At 62.5% G+C, this 21,643-nt stretch carries 17 protein-coding genes; 6 read left to right on the forward strand and 11 right to left on the reverse strand.

What is annotated here, in order from left to right; all coding sequences use genetic code 11:
• Positions 1 to 105: 105 nt before the first annotated feature.
• Both V6M50_RS12715 and V6M50_RS12720 read left to right on the forward strand, forming a co-directional pair.
• Positions 106 to 1,419 (forward strand): MFS transporter, encoded by a 1,314-nt coding sequence (locus V6M50_RS12715; protein ID WP_332818938.1) that lies wholly within the window; start codon positions 106 to 108, stop codon positions 1,417 to 1,419.
• A gap of 101 nt (positions 1,420 to 1,520) precedes the next feature.
• Positions 1,521 to 3,245 carry a hypothetical protein gene (locus V6M50_RS12720; RefSeq protein WP_332818939.1) on the forward strand — a complete coding sequence of 575 codons (1,725 nt, stop codon included), beginning with the start codon at positions 1,521 to 1,523 and terminating at the stop codon, positions 3,243 to 3,245.
• Between the two features lie 3 nt (positions 3,246 to 3,248).
• On the opposite strand, the gene V6M50_RS12725 is transcribed toward V6M50_RS12720, so the two are convergent.
• The 3 genes from V6M50_RS12725 to kdgD are packed head-to-tail and all read right to left on the reverse strand — an operon-like array spanning position 3,249 to position 6,636.
• Positions 3,249 to 4,802, reverse strand: a complete 1,554-nt coding sequence (locus tag V6M50_RS12725; RefSeq protein ID WP_332818940.1) for a carboxylesterase/lipase family protein — start codon at positions 4,800 to 4,802, stop codon at positions 3,249 to 3,251.
• A complete protein-coding gene (locus V6M50_RS12730; protein ID WP_332818941.1) occupies positions 4,799 to 5,689 on the reverse strand; it encodes a LysR substrate-binding domain-containing protein in 891 nt (296 codons plus the stop codon). Before V6M50_RS12730 ends, V6M50_RS12725 begins: the two co-directional genes overlap by 4 nt.
• A 17-nt stretch (positions 5,690 to 5,706) precedes the next feature.
• Entirely contained in the window at positions 5,707 to 6,636 is a 930-nt protein-coding gene (gene kdgD / locus V6M50_RS12735; RefSeq protein ID WP_332818942.1) for a 5-dehydro-4-deoxyglucarate dehydratase, read from the reverse strand.
• 65 nt (positions 6,637 to 6,701) lie between these two features.
• On the opposite strand from kdgD, the gene V6M50_RS12740 reads away from it, so the two are divergent.
• Positions 6,702 to 6,824 carry a hypothetical protein gene (locus V6M50_RS12740; RefSeq protein WP_332818943.1) on the forward strand — a complete coding sequence of 41 codons (123 nt, stop codon included), beginning with the start codon at positions 6,702 to 6,704 and terminating at the stop codon, positions 6,822 to 6,824.
• A 215-nt stretch (positions 6,825 to 7,039) separates the two neighbouring features.
• Positions 7,040 to 7,588, forward strand: a complete 549-nt coding sequence (locus V6M50_RS12745) for an AAA family ATPase (protein WP_332818944.1) — start codon at positions 7,040 to 7,042, stop codon at positions 7,586 to 7,588.
• Between the two features lie 62 nt (positions 7,589 to 7,650).
• Here V6M50_RS12745 and V6M50_RS12750 read toward each other — a convergent pair whose 3' ends face one another.
• Both V6M50_RS12750 and V6M50_RS12755 read right to left on the reverse strand, forming a co-directional pair.
• Positions 7,651 to 8,004: an excalibur calcium-binding domain-containing protein gene (locus V6M50_RS12750; RefSeq protein ID WP_332818945.1), complete on the reverse strand. Its 354-nt coding sequence runs from the start codon at positions 8,002 to 8,004 to the stop codon at positions 7,651 to 7,653.
• 126 nt (positions 8,005 to 8,130) lie between these two features.
• Entirely contained in the window at positions 8,131 to 8,487 is a 357-nt protein-coding gene (locus V6M50_RS12755; protein ID WP_332818946.1) for a hypothetical protein, read from the reverse strand.
• Between the two features lie 727 nt (positions 8,488 to 9,214).
• Here V6M50_RS12755 and V6M50_RS12760 point away from each other — a divergent pair.
• Positions 9,215 to 10,144, forward strand: a complete 930-nt coding sequence (locus V6M50_RS12760) for a CPBP family intramembrane glutamic endopeptidase (protein WP_332818947.1) — start codon at positions 9,215 to 9,217, stop codon at positions 10,142 to 10,144.
• Between the two features lie 480 nt (positions 10,145 to 10,624).
• Here the strand turns inward: V6M50_RS12760 and V6M50_RS12765 are convergent, their stop codons facing one another.
• From V6M50_RS12765 to V6M50_RS12780, 4 genes are all read right to left on the reverse strand, one after another.
• Positions 10,625 to 13,591: a TonB-dependent receptor gene (locus V6M50_RS12765; protein ID WP_332818948.1), complete on the reverse strand. Its 2,967-nt coding sequence runs from the start codon at positions 13,589 to 13,591 to the stop codon at positions 10,625 to 10,627.
• Between the two features lie 448 nt (positions 13,592 to 14,039).
• A complete protein-coding gene (locus V6M50_RS12770; protein ID WP_332818949.1) occupies positions 14,040 to 15,554 on the reverse strand; it encodes a glycoside hydrolase family 27 protein in 1,515 nt (504 codons plus the stop codon).
• A gap of 34 nt (positions 15,555 to 15,588) precedes the next feature.
• Positions 15,589 to 16,239 carry a GntR family transcriptional regulator gene (locus V6M50_RS12775; protein ID WP_332818950.1) on the reverse strand — a complete coding sequence of 217 codons (651 nt, stop codon included), beginning with the start codon at positions 16,237 to 16,239 and terminating at the stop codon, positions 15,589 to 15,591.
• 108 nt (positions 16,240 to 16,347) lie between these two features.
• Positions 16,348 to 17,262 carry a dihydrodipicolinate synthase family protein gene (locus V6M50_RS12780; protein WP_332818951.1) on the reverse strand — a complete coding sequence of 305 codons (915 nt, stop codon included), beginning with the start codon at positions 17,260 to 17,262 and terminating at the stop codon, positions 16,348 to 16,350.
• A gap of 132 nt (positions 17,263 to 17,394) precedes the next feature.
• On the opposite strand from V6M50_RS12780, the gene V6M50_RS12785 reads away from it, so the two are divergent.
• Positions 17,395 to 18,264 (forward strand): glycoside hydrolase, encoded by an 870-nt coding sequence (locus V6M50_RS12785; protein ID WP_332818952.1) that lies wholly within the window; start codon positions 17,395 to 17,397, stop codon positions 18,262 to 18,264.
• A gap of 18 nt (positions 18,265 to 18,282) precedes the next feature.
• Here the strand turns inward: V6M50_RS12785 and V6M50_RS12790 are convergent, their stop codons facing one another.
• On the reverse strand, positions 18,283 to 19,848 hold the full coding sequence (locus V6M50_RS12790; RefSeq protein ID WP_332818953.1) for a family 43 glycosylhydrolase: 1,566 nt from the start codon (positions 19,846 to 19,848) through the stop codon (positions 18,283 to 18,285).
• Between the two features lies 1 nt (position 19,849).
• On the reverse strand, positions 19,850 to 21,565 hold the full coding sequence (locus V6M50_RS12795) for a DUF885 domain-containing protein (RefSeq protein ID WP_332818954.1): 1,716 nt from the start codon (positions 21,563 to 21,565) through the stop codon (positions 19,850 to 19,852).
• Positions 21,566 to 21,643 lie beyond the last annotated feature (78 nt).

The raw sequence follows: 21,643 nt of genomic DNA on the forward strand, positions 1-21,643 counted from the left end.
TTGGCTGGATTGTTCCAACTTTCGGCTTGGACCGGAAAAGATGCAGTCGCTAGCGTCCTGATGACCGCAAAAGCCGCGAGCGCTTCCGGTCCACAGGAGAGGGTCATGGTCGATAACGCCGAGAAACCGACAAGAACGCGCTATTGGATCATCGCGCTAATCTTTGTCATCACCACGATCAACTATGCCGATCGCGCAACATTCTCGATTGCCGGCGAGGAGGCATCGCGCGAGCTGGCGCTGAGCCCGATCCAGACCGGCTACATCCTCTCCGCCTTCGCCTGGGCCTATGCGCTGGCGCAGATCCCGGGAGGCGCCTTGCTCGACCGTTTCGGCACCAAGAAAGTCTATGCGTCGGCGATCCTGATCTGGTCGCTGTTCACCGCGGCGCAGGGCTTCGTCGGCTTTGTGCCCGGGCTGGCCGCGGTCACCACGCTGTTTCTGCTGCGCTTCCTGGTCGGCTTGGCCGAAGCCCCGTCCTTTCCCGGCAACGCCCGCTTGGTCGCCGCCTGGTTCCCCAGCGCCGAGCGCGGGACGGCCTCGGCCATCTTCAACAGCGCGCAATATTTCGCGCTCGTCGTCTTTGCTCCGCTGATGGGCTGGCTGGTTCACGAACATGGCTGGCGTTCGGTGTTCTGGACGATGGGCGCGCTGGGTGTCGCCGCAACGCTATTGTTCATCAGCCAGATTCACGGACCCGACCGGCATCCACGCGTCAATCAGGCCGAACTCGACCATATCCGCGACGGCGGCGGCCAGATCGGGATGGAAGACCGTAGCAAGAGCGCGGCCGCCTTTTCCTGGCCTAATTTCCGGCTGTTGCTGTCGAGCCGGATGATGCTGGGCATTTATCTCGGCCAATATTGCATCAATGTGCTGACCTATTTCTTTGTGACCTGGTTCCCGATCTATCTGGTCAAGGAACGCGGCCTCAACATCATGGAGGCCGGCTTCGCAGCCGCATTGCCCGCCGCCTTCGGCTTTGCCGGCGGCCTCGCCGGCGGGGTCATTTCCGACCATATTCTCAAACGGAGCGGCAGCCTGGACAAGGCGCGCAAGACACCGCTGGTCGTCGGCATGCTGCTGGCGACAACGATCCTGGCGTGCGTCTGGGCCGAGGAGGAATGGCTGGTCATCGCGCTGATGGCGGTCGCCTTTTTCGGCAAGGGCGTCGCATCGCTCGGCTGGGCGGTCATGGCCGACGTCGCGCCCAAACAGCTCGCGGGTCTTTCGGGCGGTGTGTTCAACATGTTCGGCAATATCGCCGGCATCGTAACCCCGATCGTCGTCGGCTATATCGTCGCAGCGACCGGATCGTTCGACCTCGCGCTCGCCTTTGTCGCGGTCCACTGCCTGCTGACGATCGTCGCCTATGTGTGGATCGTCGGCCCGATCCGGCGTCTGGAACTCGTTGCATGACCGTATCGCGCCGCGCGTTTCTGACAACAAGCGGTGCAATTCTGGCCGCACCTGCGGCGTTCGCAAAGTCCCTGACGCGGCCGATCCGCATCGCCAGCCCGATGACGCCTCCCGTGTGGGCGACGTTACAGCGCCGCCTGCTCGCGGCGAATATGGCGGCCTGCGAAACGTTTTACGCCAAATATGTCGATGCGAACGACGCGCTGAAAGTCTTTGTGCGCTGGGGCGCAAACGATGGTCCCGACGATGCCGCCGAGGCGACGAACGACTGGGTGACGCTCCATGCGCTGGGCGCGCCCGACCGGCTGCTGACGCTGGCGCAGCGTTTCTGGGACGGCCATATCCGGCAATATACCGCCGCAAAGACCGTCGACGTCGCGGTCGCCCGGCAAGGCATGTATTATCGCGAATTCCCGGTCCAGATGGACTGGCAGCATAATGCCGAAGGACTAACGACGTTCAACGTCATGGGAATGAGCGCGCCGCGCGACCGGAAACTTCTGGCGCGCACCCGCCGGTTCGCCGATTTCTACACCGGCCGCGACCGCAGCGCCCCCAACTATGATCCGCGCCACCGGGTGATGCGCAGCATGATGAACGGCAGCCGCGGCCCCGCGCTACAGCCGGTGACCGCGCTCGAATGGGCCGGCGATCCGTTCGACGCCGCGCGGTTCCACCTCGAACATGGCGAGGATGATTATAGCCAGTTCCTTGCCCATTATGCCGAATATGGCGATGTCGTCGGCGACAACCCGCTGAACCTTCAGGCGACGACGCTGGGCCTCAATGCTTACGCGCTGGGCGGCGGCGAGAGGTTCCGGCGTTGGGCGCTCGACTATCTGGGCGCCTGGGCCGACCGGGCGCGGGCGAACAACGGCATTTTGCCCAGCCGCGTCGGCGCCGACGGCACAGTCGGCGCCGACTGGTGGCAGGGCGTCTATGGCTGGGGCTTTTCTCCTGTCGTGCCGCAGACCGGCGAGCGCGAAAACCGCAACCGGGTGCCGCGATCGATCACCGCTTTTTACAACGCTCTCCTCTTGTCCGGCGACCGCGACTATCTTCGCCTGTGGCGCGACATGAATGTCCGCATCAACGAACAAAGCAAGCTGGTCGGCGGCGTCATGTCGGCGCCGACGATGCACGGCGCCGACGGCTGGTATGGCTGGAAGCCTGGATCCTACCGCACCAACGGCTTCGAAATCTGGTATGCGACGCAGGAGGCGGCCGACCGCGAGGCGGCAGGCAACCACCCGTGGATCGATTTCCTCGAGGGGCAAAATCCCGACTATCCCAAACAGGCGCTGCAAGCCGACTTCGACCATGTCGCCAAACGGGTGGGCATCACCAAAGCCGATAAGACGCGGCCCGACGAGCGGCTGGCCGACTGGACGCTCGGCATCAATCCCGCCGCGGCCAAGGCGCTGATCCAGACGATGACCGGCGGCCTCCACATCGCCCGCCCGCCCTGGTCGCCGACCACCGCCCCGCAGGGCGGCGTGCCGCTCCATTGCCGGCTGCGTTACTTCGATGCCGACCGCCGCCGTGCCGGGGTGCCCGACGACGTCGCGGCGCTCGTCCACAGTCTGGGCGACACGGCGACCGAGGTAACGCTGATCAACACCGGCACCGCGCCGCGTACGTTGGTCGTCCAGGGCGGCGCCTATGCCGAACACCGGATCGATACGGTCGCATGGGACGGCGGCATCGAACGCGTCGGCGGGCGCGATTTCACGCTGCGGCTAGAACCGGGATGCGGGACGCGGATGCGACTGACGATGGCGCGCTATGCCAATCGCCCTACCCTTTCCTTCCCTTGGGATCGCTAGGATTCAGCCACCCGGCTTGATATAGGGCGCAACCGACAGTAGTTCGCGCTCGGCGGCGCGCGGATCGTTTTCGACGCGAATGTCGCGGTCGAAGATCATCGTCGCGCGCTTTTCGAGATCATAGTGCGGCCATGTGGGCAGCGATCCGCCGTTGGGGTCGCCGGTCCGCGCGAGGCGAATGAAGGCATCGGCCATCTGGCCCGCCAACGCGCGCACTTCCGGCGTGTTGCCAGTACGCGCGGCGTCAAGCTGCACATTATCGAACACCAGCCCGATATCGAGCGTGTGAAACGCGCCGAGCACGCCGCCCTCCTCGGGCGACGGAAAATCGAGCTGGTACATCCAGGTCGATGCCCCGATCCGCGCGCGCTCCTCGGCCTGGATCAGATGACCGGGCCATGATCGCGCGGCGGTTGAGGCAGCGAGCAATATCTGTCCCGGCGTGCGGCCGGGATAAAGCGCGCGATAGCGCTCGATCAGCCAGATCGGGTCGACATCCTTGACGATCTCGCGCGCCAGCCGCATCGGCAGATTGTTCCAGTCGGTGTCGCCGCGCTTCAGCGTCTCGGCGATCCACAGCCCGGTTTCGTCATGTGTGTTACCGACGATCAGCGGAATCGACGCGGCCTCGTGCGGCGCTCCAGGATAGAACGGATGGCGTTTCAGCACATGATGATCGAGCGTCGAGGTGAAACTGATCTCGCCCTTTCCTTCCAGCGGATCGGTCATCGCCATCGCCTCGACCAGCCGTTCGATCGGCAGGTCGCGCAGTTCGCCGAACGACGCCGCGCCGGCCTTTGCCATCCACGCCTTCGCCCGCTCGGTCGCATGGTTGGGGCCGGCCGCGGTGACATGCTGGCCGCTCATCGTCGCGGCGCTGTGGAACAGCGGTCGCGCCGCCTCCATCGCCATCAGCGTGACGACCTTTGCGCCGCCGCCCGACTGGCCAAAGATCATCACCCGCCTGGGATCGCCGCCAAAGCCGGCGATGTTGTCGCGCACCCATTGTAGCGCGAGGATGATGTCGAGATTGCCGACATTCCCCGATTCCGCCGGACCGCCGAGCCGCGCGAGATAGGCATAGCCGAGCGCCGCCAGCCGGTGGTTGAGCGTGACCACGACGACGTCGCCGCGCCGGACCAGATTGCCGCCGTCGTAGAGCGGATCGGACCCCGATCCATGCGCATGCGCGCCGCCGTGCAGATAGACCAGGACCGGTCGCCGCGCGCCGTCGAGCGCCGGGGTCCAGATGTTGAGGAACAGGCAGTCCTCGCTCGTCCGTTCGGTGGCCCTGGTCTGCGGCGCGGCAGCACCATAAACGGTCGCATCGGCAATGCCGCGCCAGAGCGTCGGCGCCAGCGCCGCCTGAAAGCGTCGCGGGGCGGTGTCGGCGCCGTAGCGGACGCCGCGAAAGGCCAGCACATCTTGTTCGCGTAAACCGCGCACCCGGCCATAGCGCGTTGGCGCCAGCGGGTCGCCCTTGCCGCTCGCCAGTCCCTCCACCGGCAGCAGCATCGCCGCCCCAGCCCCTGCCATCAGGTGGCGGCGGCTGATCACGCCGCCATGACCTCCATGCACAGGCGCCGCATCGGTTCGGTCGCCGGATTGGCGTTGTCGCGGCGCCATGCCATATACAGTTCGACCGGCTGTTCGGGCGTCGTCGTGAGTTCGCGAAACTGCACATCGTCGGGATGCAGCCCCATTGCCGAGCGCGGCACGACCGCCGCGGCCAGCCCGGCGCGAACCAGCCCCAGCATCGAATGGATCTGGGTCACATGCTGAATATAATGCGGCGACACCCCGGCCTCGTCGAAAAGGCGCGCGAGCAGATCGTGGAAATAGCCCGCGCCCTGACGCGAATACATGATGAGCGGCTTGTCATCGAGGTCGGCGGGAAGCAGCACCGATTGCGCCTGCCGCGGGTCGCCGAGCGGCAACGCGACGACGAGCGGCTCGCTGAGCGCGAGCACGGAATTGAATTCGCTGCGTACGACCGGCGGGCGCACGAAACCGATGTCGATCAGGCCGGTGAGCAACGCATCGGTCTGGTCGCTCGTCACCATTTCGCGCAGTTCGAGTTCGATATTGGGCAGCGTCGCGCGCGCCTGCGTCACGATGCGCGGGACAAGCGTATAACCCGATACCGCGGTGAAGCCGATGCCGACCTTCCCCGCATCGCCTTTTGCGACGCGCCGGGCCGACAGCGAGGCGCTTTCGGCGAGACGGACGATGCGCCGCGCCTCGATCAGGAACACGCGCCCGGCAGGGGTCAGCGAGACATTGCGGCTCGTCCGTTCGAGCAGCGTGACGTCGAGGATCCGCTCGAGTAGCTGGATCTGCCGGCTGAGCGGCGACTGGGTCATGTTGAGCCGCTGCGCCGCGCGGCCGAAGTGCAATTCCTCGGCAGCGGCGACGAAACAGCGGAGTTGGCTGAGTTCGAACATGGCCCAGCCTATCCCGGTCAGGCGGCCACCGAAAGGGCCTTTGGCGACGCGCGCTCGATCAGGTCGCGCAGTTCCTGTTCCTCCGCGGCGCTCATGTCGGTCAGCGGCGACCGGACCGGACCGGCGTCGCGGCCGACGATCCGGCAACCCGATTTGACGATCGATACCGCATAGCCGCGGCCGCGATTGCGCAGCGCGATGTAGGGCAGCACGAACTGGCGCAGCTGGTGCAGCACCTCAACCTGGTTACCGGCGCGCACCGCCTTGTAGAAATCGAGCGCCCAGTCGGGCATGAAGTTGAAGATCGCCGACGAATAGGTGGTGACCCCCATCGTCAGATAAGGCGTCGCATAGGTTTCGGCGGTCGGCAGCCCGCCGATATAGGTCAGGCGGTCGCCCATTCGGGCATAAATGCGGGTCATCAGTTCGATGTCGCCCACCCCGTCCTTGAAGCCGATCAGATTGGGGTTGCGGTCGCACAGCCCCGCCAGCGTCTCGTCGTCGACGATCGCATTGTCGCGGTTATAGACGATGACACCAAGTCCCGTCGCCCGGCACACCGCCTCGATATGCGCGGCGAGCCCTTCCTGCTTCGATCCGACCAGATAGGGCGGCAGCAGCAACAAACCATCGGCGCCCGCCTTTTCGGCGCCGCGCGCGATATCGACCGCAATGGCGGTGCCATAGCCGCAGCCCGAAATGACGGGCACCTTGCCCCGGCCTTCGGCCACCGCCGCACGCACCACATCGACGACTTCGCCCGGCGTAAGCGAAAAAAACTCCCCGGTTCCGCCCGCGGCGAACAGGCCGGAAAGTTCGTGATCCAGCATCCACGCGCAATGTTCGCGATAGGGCTCTTCATCGAAGGCTCCGTCCGCGTCGAAATGCGTCACGGGAAAGGAAAGCAAGCCCTCGCCCAACTTCCGCCCCATTGCTACCGGATCCATCAAGCCTCTCCTTTGCGACCAACGCATAGGGCCGCCATCCGCGGCCTTATTGATACGCGTTTTAGGTGAACCGCCTGAACCGATCCAAACCAAAGGCGCGCTTGATCGATGCGCAGATTAGCTCAGTCGATCGCGAGGCGCTGCTGATGACCGCTTTCGGGCCGCTCGACGCAAGACTGTACGCCTAGAATGAGGTGTCGCTGTGACCTCTCTTAACGGCCGGCGGCTCTACGGCCTGCGCTGGCCGATTGCGGACAGGCAGCTTTTAAGCGGAGATCAAAAAAGCGGACATATGCCGCCGACCCAAATCAAATGATAGGAACGACCACTTTTTGACATTCAATTCCCGCCCATCCAAACCTAGGAGCGGACGCCGAAGTGTTAAGCTGAGGGGACGAGACTCATGTTCGTGATGATTTCCGGGTGCTCTGGAGGAGGTAAATCTACCCTGCTCTCCGAGCTTGCACGACGTGGATACCCAGTAGTCGAAGAGCCAGCATTGCGTGTTGTCGCGGATGAGCGGCAGGGTGACGGAAGAGCCCTGCCCTGGGTCGATGCAGCGGCATTCGGTCAGCGAGCCCTCGCCATGTCCATCGCAGATCATTTAGCGTCGCGGGGGCTCACGTTCTTCGACCGCGGCGTCGTCGATGCAGGTGTCGCGATCACCGCGCAAGGTGGCAAGCCACCGAAGGACGCCTTAACGCATTACCGCTACGATCTGGTCTTCCTCGCTCCTCCTTGGCCGGAGATATACGAGGTCAACGAAGATCGCCGCCACAGCCTCGAAAAGGCTTTACGTGACTATGAGCGGGTTCGAATCGCTTACCTGCAGGCAGGATACGATCCCTTCGTACTGCCTCGCGAAACCGTGACCGCTCGTGCAGATTTCATTTTGACGAAAGTGCCATTAATCGCTCTTGATCTGGAGCCGTCGCCTCCAACTCTGCCTTGATAATGTCAGCTTCTACCATTGGCGTCCCACTAGCCGACGGACAGCTCCCACCCCCATATTGGTCATTCACACCCGACACCATCGCCATCGCGGTCAAGGTGTGATCCATAGCCCGGGTCACCTGCACGAACCGGGGCAGCTCCGGCTGCGCGTGCGTGCGAGCAATTGCGAAACGACCGACGGCCAAACGCGGTTTGCGGCTCGTCGGACACGAAATGGTGCGGAGTAGTTTCGACCGGCTCCGGGTCAGCATAAGTCCAAGCGGACTGTTGGTCGGTTTGGGCGGGGCCTATGAATGCCTGTGGCGCATCTTCAAATTCAGGCTTGGAATCATCATCGGACAGTTTGCCGATTGCAAACGCCACCAACGCAACGATCACAATTGTCCCGATGTTGCTGTTGCCCCTCTTCCCCATGAGCGCAGACTGCCATGGCAAATGCGAAGAGTCGAATCAGCGACAGTCTCTCATCGGCATTTGTGGCCCCGCCAGTACCGGTCCCATCGCTCGGCGTATCCATCACGCACCATGGCGCAGGAAATATCACCCGACTTGGGCGAATTGCAGAACGCTGCGGTGCGATTGCCGCCAGCGCTGCCGGCTGATCGGCAACGCATAGTCGGGGCCCGCCACCTTTATGTGGCCAGTGCGCAGCGTGCCGGTCGGCGTGCCTACCAGTCGGGCGAGATAATCCCGGGCCGCACGGGCGTCCACATTTGGGCAAGGGTGACCCGGTTTACACGTTCCGTCCATTTCGCGAGCGGCAATACCCGACAGGCGAATATGCGGGCCCTCTTCGCACCAGATCGGGCCGTCACCATCCCACACTGCAATAGGCGTGCAATGGAACGATTGGCCCGAAGGGACGACGATTGCAGTAATCAGGAGCGCGAGGATCATCCGCGCCTCCTAGCTCGCCGATTGGCTTTTGCACCATGTAAAACGCCCCGTCGAGGTGGGGGCTCGACGGAGCAAGGTTGCTCTCTGGATCGCTAAGAGCCCGCGCAGTTTAGAGGGGTGTCAGTGAAGATGGAGTGAATCGAGAGATCCAACCCCGAAAGCCTATAACACCTAATCTAGATATCGCTGGGATTGGCCGCTTCGGCCATTCTGATTTTGGATCGGAATTCGACGAAAGCGGCCATGGGGCGTCGGATCTGTATCCGCAAGCGTCTCAATCTGTCGATCGACGGCGCCACATTGATTGTTCACAAACAATAGCACGTCGGCAAGTGGCTGGTAGCCGTCGGTATGCATTGCACGAGAATGGAGAAAAAGAGAGCACCGCCGTCGCGCGAACTGCTAAGTAGCCGCCAGTTTCGGACGACATCACCATCGGTGAAAAGACGCCAACCGCGATCTTGGATTTGAACCTGTTAGCCTTCCGCCAACATACGCTTTCCGTTTCCTATGTCTCACCGAGCGTGGCGCAGGAATCCGACCCGATACGTCCAGGCTCGAGAAGAAGGGAGGTCGAACTGAGGTCGTCGGGTGAGTCGCGACGAGCTGAATTTCTGTCGTTTATCGATTACTAGCGCGCATATCGTTGTAATCTGTGGCGATCTTTGCCTAAGCGTGCGGCGATTGCCACCAACCCCGCGATTGAACTTGTTGAAGGACTCCCTCCGTGCCCCACGCCAAGAACTGGAGTCGGCCGATTGACCTCGGCGATCGCCGCATTCTTCGGCCCGGACCGCTTCGCTGGCTGCGCGCGCTCGGATGGATGACTGCGCTTTTCTTCCTGATCGTTCTCACAGCATATCCGCTGACCGATTTTCTGGGGCGCCAGCTCCCGGACAAGGGTGTGTGGCCGTTTCTGGTTCACAGCGCCGGCGCGATCGTCGCCATCCTCGCCTATACCATTGCCGTCTGGCTGGCTGAGGGCCGGCGTCCGACGGAACTTGCGCCGAGACCCGCGCTATTGCACTGCGCCGCCGGTCTCACCATCGGCGCTGCGGTCTTCACCGCCGTGATGACGACGATGATCGTGTTCGGACTTTATGAAGTGACATTGCAGGGCCCCGTCCCCGCGTGGCGGGCAGCCGGCTTGGCAATCGAGGCCGGAGTGATCGAGGAGATCATGGTCAGGGCCGTGGTGCTGAGGCTTTTGTGGAGAGCCTTCGGACCATGGGCTGCGTTCATCGTATCGGCAGCAGTCTTTGGCGCCAGCCATTTAGGAAACTCGGACTCATCGCTATTTGCCGCCTTCTGCATCGCCATCGAAGCCGGAGTGATGCTGGGCGCCTTCTATGCGCTGACAGGGCGGCTCTGGGTCTCGATAGGCGTCCATGCCGGCTGGAACTTCACGCAGGGCTATCTCTTTGGGGCGGCCGTGTCGGGCAATGATTATGGCCCGGCTTTGGCCAAAAGCGTCGCCCTTCAGGATGTCCCGGCCTGGCTGACCGGCGGAACATTCGGTCCCGAGGCATCCTTGCCTGGATTGCTCATCTGCGCAGCGGTTGGCTGGGCAACGGTTTGGGCGGCCTACAAGCGTGGCCGATTCACTCGGCCACAATCCGCCTCGCCGCTCAGTTCTGATCTTGAACCCTTGCCCTGAGCCCAGGCCGCATCGAGGAAGCAGCAGACGCGCGCAGCCTCATCTTGGCGGACCGTCCAACCACCCACGTTCAGAGGGAACGCGGGCGATCGCTTTGGGCGATGTTGGCAAATTCACCTGCGCAATCCGGACTACCCGTTCCGAAAGGTCCGCTGAATCCGCTTCCTACCCCTGCTCGGATTTTACTTTGCCGCCCCGCCACTCTCCGCGCAAACCGCCGGAGTTGGCCGCTTGAAGACTGTCCGCTTCCGAGCGTAAATTTGGGAAAGCAGACATCGGATCTCTGATCGTTCCAATAGCCGGAACTATCGGCGACCCTGATCCGCGGGATAAATCTGCTCGATGGAATTCTTGTCGGCCTGCCTCATCCCGAGATCATTTTGGTGTCGTGCGATAATCGAGCCGGCTTCTCGTTCCTTCACTTCCCCGGTCGGTTGGACGATCGAGATGAAGTTCGAGAAGCCGGCGCCGTTTCAGCCTTTAGAATTTCGCGGTCAGCCCCACGAAGATCATGCGGCCGAGCGGGTCATATACGCCCGGGTACGTGTTGCCATTTCCGAATGAGCTGAGCAGCCCCTGTGCGATCGCCGGAGGATCCTTGTCGAAAAGATTGTTGACCCCTGCACGCACCGTGAAGTTTTCCAGCACGTCGACCGTCCCGGCAAGGTCGAAATAGCTATATGCGTCGATCTTGCTGTTGATGACATAAGGCGTGCCTGCGAGGAATTCGTTGTCGGTATTGCTCGACAGCTTCGCGCTGCCGAAATAGCGCCAGTTGAGCGAGAGCGTCGCGTTCGACCACGGCATCTGCCAAGTCGTGCGCAACTGATGCCGCCAGCGCGGCGTCGGCTGGCCGCAGGTCGGCCCGAACAGCCCCGCGCAGTCATAAGTTCCAAGTCCCGGAAGCGGCTGGACCTGATGCTTGTCGAGATAAGTGCCGACGAGTTCGAAATTGAGCTTGCCGCCGTTGGCCAGACCCAGTGTATCGAGCCCGAAGCTGTAGCTTGCCGTGGCGTCGATACCGGCCGATTTCAGATAGCCGGTATTGAGCGTGGTCGCCGTGATATAGCCATTGGTCCCGAAGATGACGCCCGTGGCCGGATCGCGGTTGAACAGGTCGCAGAAGAACGGATTGCCCGTCTGGATGCACTGGTTGATCGTCAGGAACGGATCGACGGTGCCGATATAATTGTCGACCTTGATGTCGTAATAATCCACCGAGACCATCAGGTTGGGAATAGCCTGCGGCGTCAGGATGAAGCCCGCGGTATAGGTGTCCGCTTCTTCGGGCTTGAGCGCCGGATTGCCACCGCCCTGAGTGACGCAGGTTTCCGCAGGGCATTCGGGGATGTTGCCGTACAGCGCCTGCGTCACCCCGGTGAGCGCGCAGCGGTCGAACGATGCGATCGGCGTGGCTCCGGAACAAGGATCCTGTCCCTGCACATTGCCCAGACCGCGCGCCGCGAACAGTTCGGCTACATTGGGTGCGCGGATCGCGTGGTTGTAGCTCGCCCGGAAACGGATGTCGCGCGATGGCGCATAGTCGAGCTCGGCCTTGTAGGTGGTCGCGCCATAGCTGGTTTTCGTGCCGTCGAGGCTGTCGTTCGTATAGTCCGAATAGCGCAGGCCCAGATTGATGCTGAGCGAATGAGCGAAACGCATGTCGGAGAGGATCGGCAGTTCAAGTTCGCCGTAGACTTCCTTGACCTTGATCCGGCCCTGCGATTCCAGGGTGCCCTTTTGCTGCGCGAGCGCATCGGCCCGGAAGTCCAGCGTCTCGATACGCTGCTCGACGCCGATCGCGAACCCGAGTGCTTGCGACGCCCACGGGCTCTTGATGCCATAGGCGCCGAGTTCGCCGCTGATGCCCGCGTTGAGTACGGTGAGCTTCTGCTCGCCGCGCGTGAAGGTCGGGGCATATATATAGTCATAGACGTCGGGGTCGATTTTGCCGAAACCGAACACGTCCATCGGCACGCAGTCGGGATCGCTGCCGTCGACAACCGATTTGCAGGTTGCCACGCCGTTGACGTTGACGACCTGAAGCGCCTTCTTTGCCTTTACCGGATCGATATCGTTCTGATAGTTTTCGTTGAAGATCGAGACCGAGCGCAACGCCCCGACATCGTAGCGGATTCCCGGCGCGATCTCACCACGCACCCCGCCCTGAAAGCGATAATCGGTATGACGCAGGTCGTCGCGGCGCGGCGCACTGCCTTCGCCGGTCATGCGATAGCCGATGAACGTGTTGCGGCTGGTGTCGGTGCCCGCCGCGGCGCCGCAGAGCGCCCCGGCCTGCTGCGCGCTCATGAACGGATTGTCGCAATTGATCGAATAGACCTCACCCTGGAACAACGCCGACGGCGCGGCCTGCGAAAAGGTGTGATCGTCCATGAACATGAAGCTGCCGTAGAGTTCGGCGGCCTTGGAAAGTTCATAATGGGCAAAAGCGCCGGCCGTATAGCGGCGGTCCGACCGCTGCATATAATTGGTCGGCGCATAATTATAGCGGAAGCTGCTGTTGTACGGCACCCAAGTCTTATTGCCGTCCTTGGTGTTGTTATAAGTGACGGGCGACCCCGAAACCGGGTCGGCGAGAACGGTGAACAAGCCGAATTCATTGTTGCTCGAACCACCGCAGACAAAAGCGGTGCGGTCATTATTCGGGTCGAGTGCGCAGGCCGAATAGTCGCGCGAGCCTTGCAACACCGGATTGACGCGGCGATATCCCGCATAGGCGGTGACATTCCCGCGGCCTTCGGCAAAATTGGTGCCGACGGCGAAGTTCACGTCCAGCTTTTCGCCATCGGTAACGGATTTAGGCGCGTTCTGATAACCGTTGCTGTCTATGAGATCGCGCAGCGTCCCGTTGTTATTATTGTGCTGGTAAAAGCTGTACTGGGCATCCGCGCGGACGCCATCGAGGTTCTTGCGCAGGATGAAATTCACGACGCCCGAAATCGCGTCCGATCCGTAAACCGCCGATGCACCGCCCGTCACGACATCGACGCGCTCGACCAGCGAGGATGGGACGAAGTTCACGTTGATCGCTTGCGTCGGCAGCATGCGCTGGCCGTCGATTAGGACGAGCACACGGTTCGAACCAAGGTCGCGAAGATTGACGTTCGACGTGCCATCCGACCCGTTGGAGACATTTTCATTAGCATCGGCGGTAAATTGGGGAAGCCGGTTGAGCACCGATTCCACCGTCGTCGCGCCCTGGTACCGGAATTCCTCGTCGCTCACGACGGTCATGGGGCTGTTGCTGTCGAGGTTCGGCCGCCGGATGCGGGTACCTGTAACGACAATCGCCTCGCCTTCGTCGCTCGTCGCAGCCGGTGAGGCGTCCGCGGCACCCTGAGCCATAGCCGGCGTAACGAAAAAGATCGTTGCTAACGCGCTGGCGCTTACCCCCAGCAGATAGCGGGTGAGTGCGTCCTTTGTCATTTTAACCTCCCAAAAAGCTCTATCGGCCCTTGCCCACGGCCTCGTGAGCATGTCTGACAATTTAGAGCATGTCTGACAATTAAAAGTCAAATACATTATACGATTTTAGAAATCCGGTTGCGCCCGGGGTTTAAAATGCCGTCGAGCCACCGCAAATTGCTCCCGAACGCAAGCGAGGGATTTCGAGACAAAAATTTGTAAATACTGGATTTTCTACTGCTCTACGGCGCGTTTCCACGCGGTCATCGCATTCAATCGGTCTGCGAAAAACCGTCACGAGCTCGGCCGCTGCCTCGCTCGTCGCCGGCCAGACCCAGCGCGGCCAATACCGGTGCGGCGTTGATATAGCCGACGCCGTTCACGCCGCCGGCGAGCTTTGGTCTTCCGTCTCGATGACACCGAGGCACCGCTTTCCCGCCCTCGATCGAGGGCGGGAAAGTGGTTGCGATCAGATCGAATCGCCCTTGACCCGCAACATCACCGCTCCATGCGCAGGCACGACAAAATGCAGCTCCTCGACAGCAACCGCCGCGCCGCGCCACAGGTCGCGCGCTTCGGTCAGCCGCGCCAGATTCGCGTCGGCGGCGGTCGGCGCCATTGGGGCCGGTGCCTCTCCGCGGTTGAAGAGCGCCAGCGCGACCGACCCATCCGCCAGTTCCTTACGCCAGATCTCCAGCTTGCCGTCCTCGCGGACCGCCCGGCCCTGAACGCCCTTGGCGTCCTGATCGATCGCGATCACGTCGCGGTTCGTCAGAAGGCGCAGGGCATTTTCGGATGTCTGCCGCAGGTCGTGGCCCATGATCAGCGGTGCGGCCTGAATCGCCCACAACGTCAGATGGGTAATATATTCGTCTTCGCTCATACCGCCGTTGCCGACCTCGAGCATGTCGGGATCGTTCCACCCCCCCGGCCCGGCGTGGCCGAACTTCGGGTTACGTTCAAAACCGATGTCCGACATTGTTTTGTAATCGTCGGTGATATCGCCGGTGGTGCGCCACAAATGACCGCCAACCGATCGCCCCCATTCGGACACGTTGAACCGGCCATATTGGCACAGCGAATAGAGCATCGATCGCCCCGTCGCTTTCAGCGCCAGTCCCATTTCATAGTAGCTGCGCTTCACCTTGTCGGCATCGTTGTAGAACCATTCGCCCGAGCACAGATCATGCTTCAGATAGTCGAAGCCCCAATCGGCGAACGTCTGGGCATCCCTCTGGATATGGCCGTAGCTTCCTTCATAGCCGGCGCAGGTCCGCGGCCCTTGCGACGTATAAATACCGATCTTCAGCCCCTTCGAATGGACATAATCGGTCAGCGCTTTCATGTCGGGAAACTTCGCATTGGGTTGCAATACGCCGTTTGCGTCGCGCTTGCCCTGCCAACCATCGTCGATGTTGACGTAAAGATAACCGGCGTCGCGAAGGCCCGTTGCGACGAGTGTATCGGCCATTGCACGGACCGTCGTGTCGTCGATCTTGTCGCCGAACTTGTTCCAGCTTGACCAGCCCATCGGCGGCGTCGCAGCCAGCTTATCGGGTGCGATCGTACCCAGCGGCGGGAGGTCGGGGGCAAAGCGGAAGGCGCGCGCTTCCGCATCCTTCACACCGCCCCGGCGGCCGTTCTGTTCGACATGTGCGTACCAGATGTCGCCGGTCAATTTGACCCCCGACGGCGTAAACTGTGCCGTCCAGCGGCGGATGGGGTGCGCGTTGTCGTTGATGTTACGCAGGTCGAACGTCAGCGTATCGCCCTCGACCCGACCATTTTCGAAAGTCATCGGCCCATACCATTCGGTCGTTACGCTGCCGCTGATCGCCCCGGCGTCGTTCGCTACCTCGAGCATGGTAACGCCCGGATAGCTCGGCGCGTTGTCGAACAGCCAGACGCCTTCGGCCGCGGAGCGTGCCTGGGCGGGGACCTGTAACGCAAAGATCAGGCACAGCGCGACCAACAGAAATCGCATATCATTTTCCTTTGAATGGGGCGGACCGCGTGGGTCAGGCCGCAACTTTGAATTGCATTTTCAAATCGGCGAGCGTCGCTTTGATATGTTCGGTCAGCAAGCGCTCTACGGTATCGCCATCGCGCGCCATCCACGCGTCGAGCAGTTGCCGGTGTTCGATATGTGCTCGCGACCCGCGCCCCGATGGTTCGAGTTGCGCGACCACATAACGTTCCGAAAGGATCGAAAGCCGTTCGACCAACTGGGTCGTAATCGACCGGTCCGCGGCACGCACAAGCGCGGTGTGGAATTCGCGATTGCACACCGCAACGTCGGCAAGATTATCGCTGGTGGCGGCGTCCAGACGTTCGAACACACGCAGGGCCTCTGCGCGCGCGGCGTCGTCGGCGTGAACAGCGGCGAATGCTGCCGCGGCCGGTTCCAGCACCAGACGCAGGGCATAGATTTCGTCCGCCTCGGCCGTCGACATCGGCCGGACGATGTAACCGCGGTTCGGATGGCTGATCAGCAACCCTTGCTGTTCGAGCCGCGCGAGCGCCTCGCGCACCGGAATCCTGCTGACTCCCAATTCCACGGCCAGCGCATCCTGACGGATCGGTATATCGGTCGCCAGTCCCCCGACGACAATCTGTTCGCGCACGATATCGAACACGCGCTCGGACAGGGTTCGGACCACAATGTTCATTTCAAATGCTCCAGCGGGGTGGAGCGCGGGCTATCGATACACCGACCCCCGCGCTATTTGACATGAAATCCGGCCCGGCGGTCCAGACGAGCCGGATTCCCCGCAGATTCAGGCCGCTTTGGTAGTGGCGGCAGCGGGACGGGTCGCGGCCGCCTTTTCGACCATCGCGATCACCTCTGCGCGGCGCTCGCCGACCAGCGGCAGGCGCGGCGGCAGCACTCGCTCGGAGCCGCGCCCCATGACCTGTTCGGCAAGCTTGATCGACTGAACCAGGTCATGCTCGGCGTCGAGGTGAAGCAGCGGCATGAACCAGCGATAGATTTCCATGGCCCGCGCATGGTCACCACGCTCGAACGCTGCAACCAGTTCGACCGATTCCTTCGGAAATGCGTTGGTGAGGCCGGAAACCCAGCCCTGTGCACCGAGATACAGCCCCTCTAGCGCGACATCGTCGAGACCGGCGAACAGAACGTAGCGATCGCCGAACGTGTTGCGGAAATCGGTGAAACGACGCGTGTCGGGAGCCGATTCCTTGACCGCGACGATATTCTGGACATCGACCAGCGCCTCGAGCACGGCCTTGTCGATCACCGTGCGATAAGCCGGCGGATTGTTATAAAGCATGATCGGCAGCCCGGTCCGATCCGCCACGCCCTTGAAATGGGCAATCAGTTCGTGCGGCTGCGGAACATAGACCATCGGGGGCAACAGCATCAGACCGTCGGCACCCGCTTTTTCAGCAGCGGCAGCGTAGCGCGACGCGCGACGCGTGTCATATTCGGATACCCCGGTGATCACCGGCACGCGACCCGCCACCACTTCGACGATCGCCGACAAAACGGCGATCTTTTCATCATATTCGAGCGAGTTATTCTCGCCGACCGTGCCGAGCGCGATCACGCCCGTCACGCCGTCGCGAATCAGGTCGTCGACCACGCGCTGCGTGTCCGCCAGATCGATCGACAAATCTTCACGCAGCTGCGTCGTTACTGCCGGGAAAACGCCCTTCCAACCAATTGCCATGTTACATCCTGCTCTTGAACTTGCATATCGTATACTGTAGATAGTCCGACAATACAAGAAAAGGATCGTTGTGCAGATGACAATCACCTGCTGGGTCGCGGAGCCTCGGCATTCGATCGATCGGCTGTTGGCGTGAGATACCTGCTTGTCGCTGGTTGCCTGCTTCTTGCCGGCTGCGCCGAGACGCGCCCCGTCATCGGTCCGCCGCCGCCCGCGCTCGCGCTCGATCCGTTCTACACCCGATCGGTAACCGCCGCAGGCATCCCGATCAGCGCCTCCGACGCAGTGCCGGACGAAGCGCTGTTCATCGCGCGCCGGATGGTGCTGGCGATGCTCGAAAAGCGCCCCGACCTCGCGCGGTCGCTCGAGGCGGCCGGACAGCGCGTGATGATCATGAGCGTCAACGAGCAGACCACCGACGTTCCCGAACAGCGCGACTGGAAAAAGCCGGCGATCGACGATCCGCGCCTGACGCTTTGCGAACGCAAATTCTATGCGGAGCGGATCGGCAGGCTGTCCGACAGCGAATATTGGAACAAGCGCGCCCGCGGCATGGGCGGCCTTCTGACCAGCGGGGCGACCGAAAATCTTCTGGCTAGGCCGGGGACGCGATATTTTGGCGAAACCATTTTGGTCCACGAATTTTCGCACGCCATCTTCGACGCGATAGAGAGGACCGACCCTGTCTTGTTCGCGCAAGTCCAGAAAGCCTATGCAGACGCGATGTCGAAACATCTGTGGGACGGCCAATATGGCGCGACGACGGCCCATGAATATTGGGCGGAGGGAACCCAATTCTGGTTCAATTCCAACAAGCTCGCGATCATCGACGGCAAGCGCATCCTGTCCGACGCCGACCTCAGCGAACACGACCCCGCGCTCGCCGCGGCACTGAAGGCGGTTTATGGCGACCGGCATCGCTTGCCCGGCGATCCGTTCTACCGCCACCGCGCGCGCGTTCCCGACGGCCCGCCATCCCGGAGCACCGGCGAGGCTTGCTGATCGCCACTGATCGCGGGCTCAGCTTTCGCAGGGCGCAGCGGTTCCGTCCGGCTTGGCTGACGGAACCGTGGCGCGGGGCGCCAGGGCTTCCCACTCCTGCACGCCCACTCCGGCGTGGATGTCGTCATCGCCCGACGCATCGAACACGGCGCGCAAGCAGCGTGTCGTGACGGCCGGGAACTCGACCGCCTGAAACCGTCCGGGGACGGCGCCATAGCCGCTGGCGCCGCGAACGCGCTGCCACCCCTTGTCCCAATATTCGAGGTGCCACACGCGCGGCGGCGCCACACCGACGCTCGCGCCCACAGCCTGGTCCGCAAAGAACCAGATACGGCTGCCGGACAATGTCACGGGACGGCGCCAGCGATATTCGATCCACGGCTGCGCGGGGTTCTTGCCGGTCCAGCTGCCCCACATTTCGGGCGGCAGCGGATTTTCCCGCACCTTGCCGTCATTCAGCGCCCGGATCCAATATTGGACCGGAATCGGCTGGTTCGACGCCGCGGCTGTCGCGGCGCCCGCGACGTTGCGCGTCGCCGCCGCTGCTGGCATCGGCGTGCGGGTAGGCCTGACGAGCCGGATCGCCGCCGGCGACACGCTGTCGTCCCATTCGAGCCGGTCGAGTGCGACCGATCGGCGAAAATGGCCGCCGTCCTTGGCGTCGGCGGTATGATAGGCCAGATACCATTGTCCGTTGAATTCGACCGCACCGGCATGGCTGGTGGTCGATGACACGGGCTTCAACACCACACCCCGCCAGGTCCACGGCCCCATCGGCGAGCTGGCGGTGCCATAGGCCTGGCAGGCGTGATAGACGGCGGGCGTGCAAGGGCTATCTGGACCGGCATTGTTGCCGGCGTAGAGCATGTAATAAACGCCCTTCCGTTTCATAATCCACGGCGCTTCGAAGAAACCCGTCAGCCCCTTGATGACATGCTCGGGGCCTGCGGCGGTGACCATATCGCGCGCCAGTTCCATGCCGCGCAGCTGCCCGAAGGTGCCCCAGTAAATATAGGTCCGGCCATCGTCGTCGATCAATACCGTCGGGTCGATGTTCTGGATATCATTCGCTTGCGGCACCCGCTGCGAGATGATCGGCCCCGCAGGATGCGCGTCGCGCCAGGGGCCGAGCGGCGTGTCGGCGACTGCGACGCCGATGGCGAAGCGGTCTTTCGCGCCGCTGTCCTTCTCGAGCACCGAGGCATAGAAATAGAAGCGCCCGTCCCCACCCTTTACGACCTGCCCGGCATAGGCGCGGCCGGGTTCGGCCCAGGCGAATATGGAGTCGGGCCGCATGGTCGCGGGATAATGCTGCCATTGGCCCGAGGCAGGGTTCCGCGTCGCCAGCATCTGCCACTCGTTCATGATGAAGTCGTTGACGTCCGGCGCCGCTTCGTCGCGTCCGGCCAGGATATAAAGCGTATCCCCGACCACCAGCGGCGCTGGGTCGGTGGAGTAATAGCGGCCATCAGCAAGGATCGGGTTACCCGTGCTGGCGATGACCTCCGGCTCCGGCGTCTTTTGCGCCAAAGCGACCGACGACGCAGCCAGCGTCAGGCCTGCAAGGAATAGGCCCTTCCCCACTTCATTTCTCATCGGCGTAGGGGCCCTTTCCGCCGTCGGCGATCAATTGATCGACGCGACGATCGATTTCGGAAATCGGCACCGATCCGAGCGACAGCACCGCGTCATGAAAGGCTTTCAGGTCGAACTTTGGCCCCAGCCGCTGTTCGGCGCGCCGGCGTGCGTCGATGAATGCGAGCTCGCCGATATAATAGCTGAGCGCCTGTCCCGGCCATGCGATGTAACGGTCGACTTCGGTCTCGATCTCGTGCTCGGCGAGCGCGGTGTTATCGTGCAGATAGCGCTGCGCCTGCTCGCGGCTCCAACCCCTCGCATGGAGCCCGGTGTCGACCACCAGCCGCGACGCGCGCCACGCCTGATAGGACAGCATCCCGAACACCTCATAAGGCGTCTGGTACATGCCCATCTCTTCGCCCAAAGTTTCGGAATAGAGCGCCCACCCCTCGCCATACACCGACAGATAGGTATCGCGCCGAAACGCGGGCAGGTCGCTATTTTCGGCCGCGAGTGGCATCTGGAAAGCGTGGCCCGGAGCGCTTTCGTGCAATGTCAGCGCGGGCAGCGAATAGAGCGGCCGCGAGGGCAGGTTCCATGTGTTGACCAGATAGATGCCCGGCCCGCCGCGACCGCCGGTATAAAAGGGCGCGAGTTCATCGGGTACCGGCTCGATCGCAAAGCGGCTGCGCGGTAAACGTCCGAAATATTGTGCCGCCTTGCCGTCGAACCGCTTCGCGATCCACGCCGCGCGATCGAGCAGGTCCTGCGGGGTCTTCGCATAGAATTGCGGGTCGGTACGCAGGAAATGCAGAAACGCGGGTAGATCGCCCTTGAACCCGACCTCGTCCATGACGTCCTGCATTCGGGCTCGGATTTTCTTCACCTCGGCCAGCCCGATGGCATGAACCTGATCGGGGGTCAGATCACGCGTGGTGAACTCAGCGATCTTCGACTGATAATAGGCGTGGCCGTCAGGCAAATCATAAGCGGCGAGGCTTTTGCGCGCACCGGGAATATATTCGTCGCGCAGGAAGGCGAGCAGCCTTTCATGCGCCGGAACCACCGCCTCGCGGATCGCCGCCACGCCCTCGGCGGTCAAGGCGGCACGGTCCTTCGCCGGAATGCTCGCCGGCCATTGGCGGAACGGGGCGTAGAAGGGAGATGCGTCGACCGACTTCGCCTCAGTGACTTCGGCAACACCGATATCGCGCCCCTTCAGCGTGATTTGCGCAGGGGTGAAGCCGCGCCGGAGACCCGCGCGCATATTGACGATCTGCTGGTCGAAATAACGCGGCATGTCGCGCAGCATCGCGATATATTGGCGATAGTCCGCCTCGCGCTCGAACGGCGCGCGCGCGCAGCCGACGACATCACCCCAAAAGCTGGAATCGGAATTGAGCGGCTTTTCGAACTCGCGATATCGCTGCTCGTTAAGCAGCGCCGCAATCTGCTGCTTATATACGATATAGTTGACCTGCTGGGCGGGCGACAATTTGCCGCGGTCGATCGCTTCCAGCGCCTCGGCCGTCCTGGTCCAGCGTTGCAACCGTTCGGCCTGCGCAGCGGGGCCGACGTCGGGCAGCCGCCGCGGGGCGCCCTTTGCGCTATCCTCGTCCGGCGCCTGTTGCGTCTCGCGCCATTGATACTCGGCGCTGGAAAGCGCCTCGAACTGACTGTCGACGTTGGTTTCCGCCGCCTGGACATCCGTCGTCGCCGTCATTGCCATTGCCGCTGAGATTGCCAACCACGTATATTTCAAGTCATTCTCCGATCCACGCGGGTTCGCCATACTCGTCGG

Origin of the sequence: Sphingopyxis sp. (assembly GCF_036675685.1) — a bacterium.
Lineage (GTDB): Bacteria > Pseudomonadota > Alphaproteobacteria > Sphingomonadales > Sphingomonadaceae > Sphingopyxis.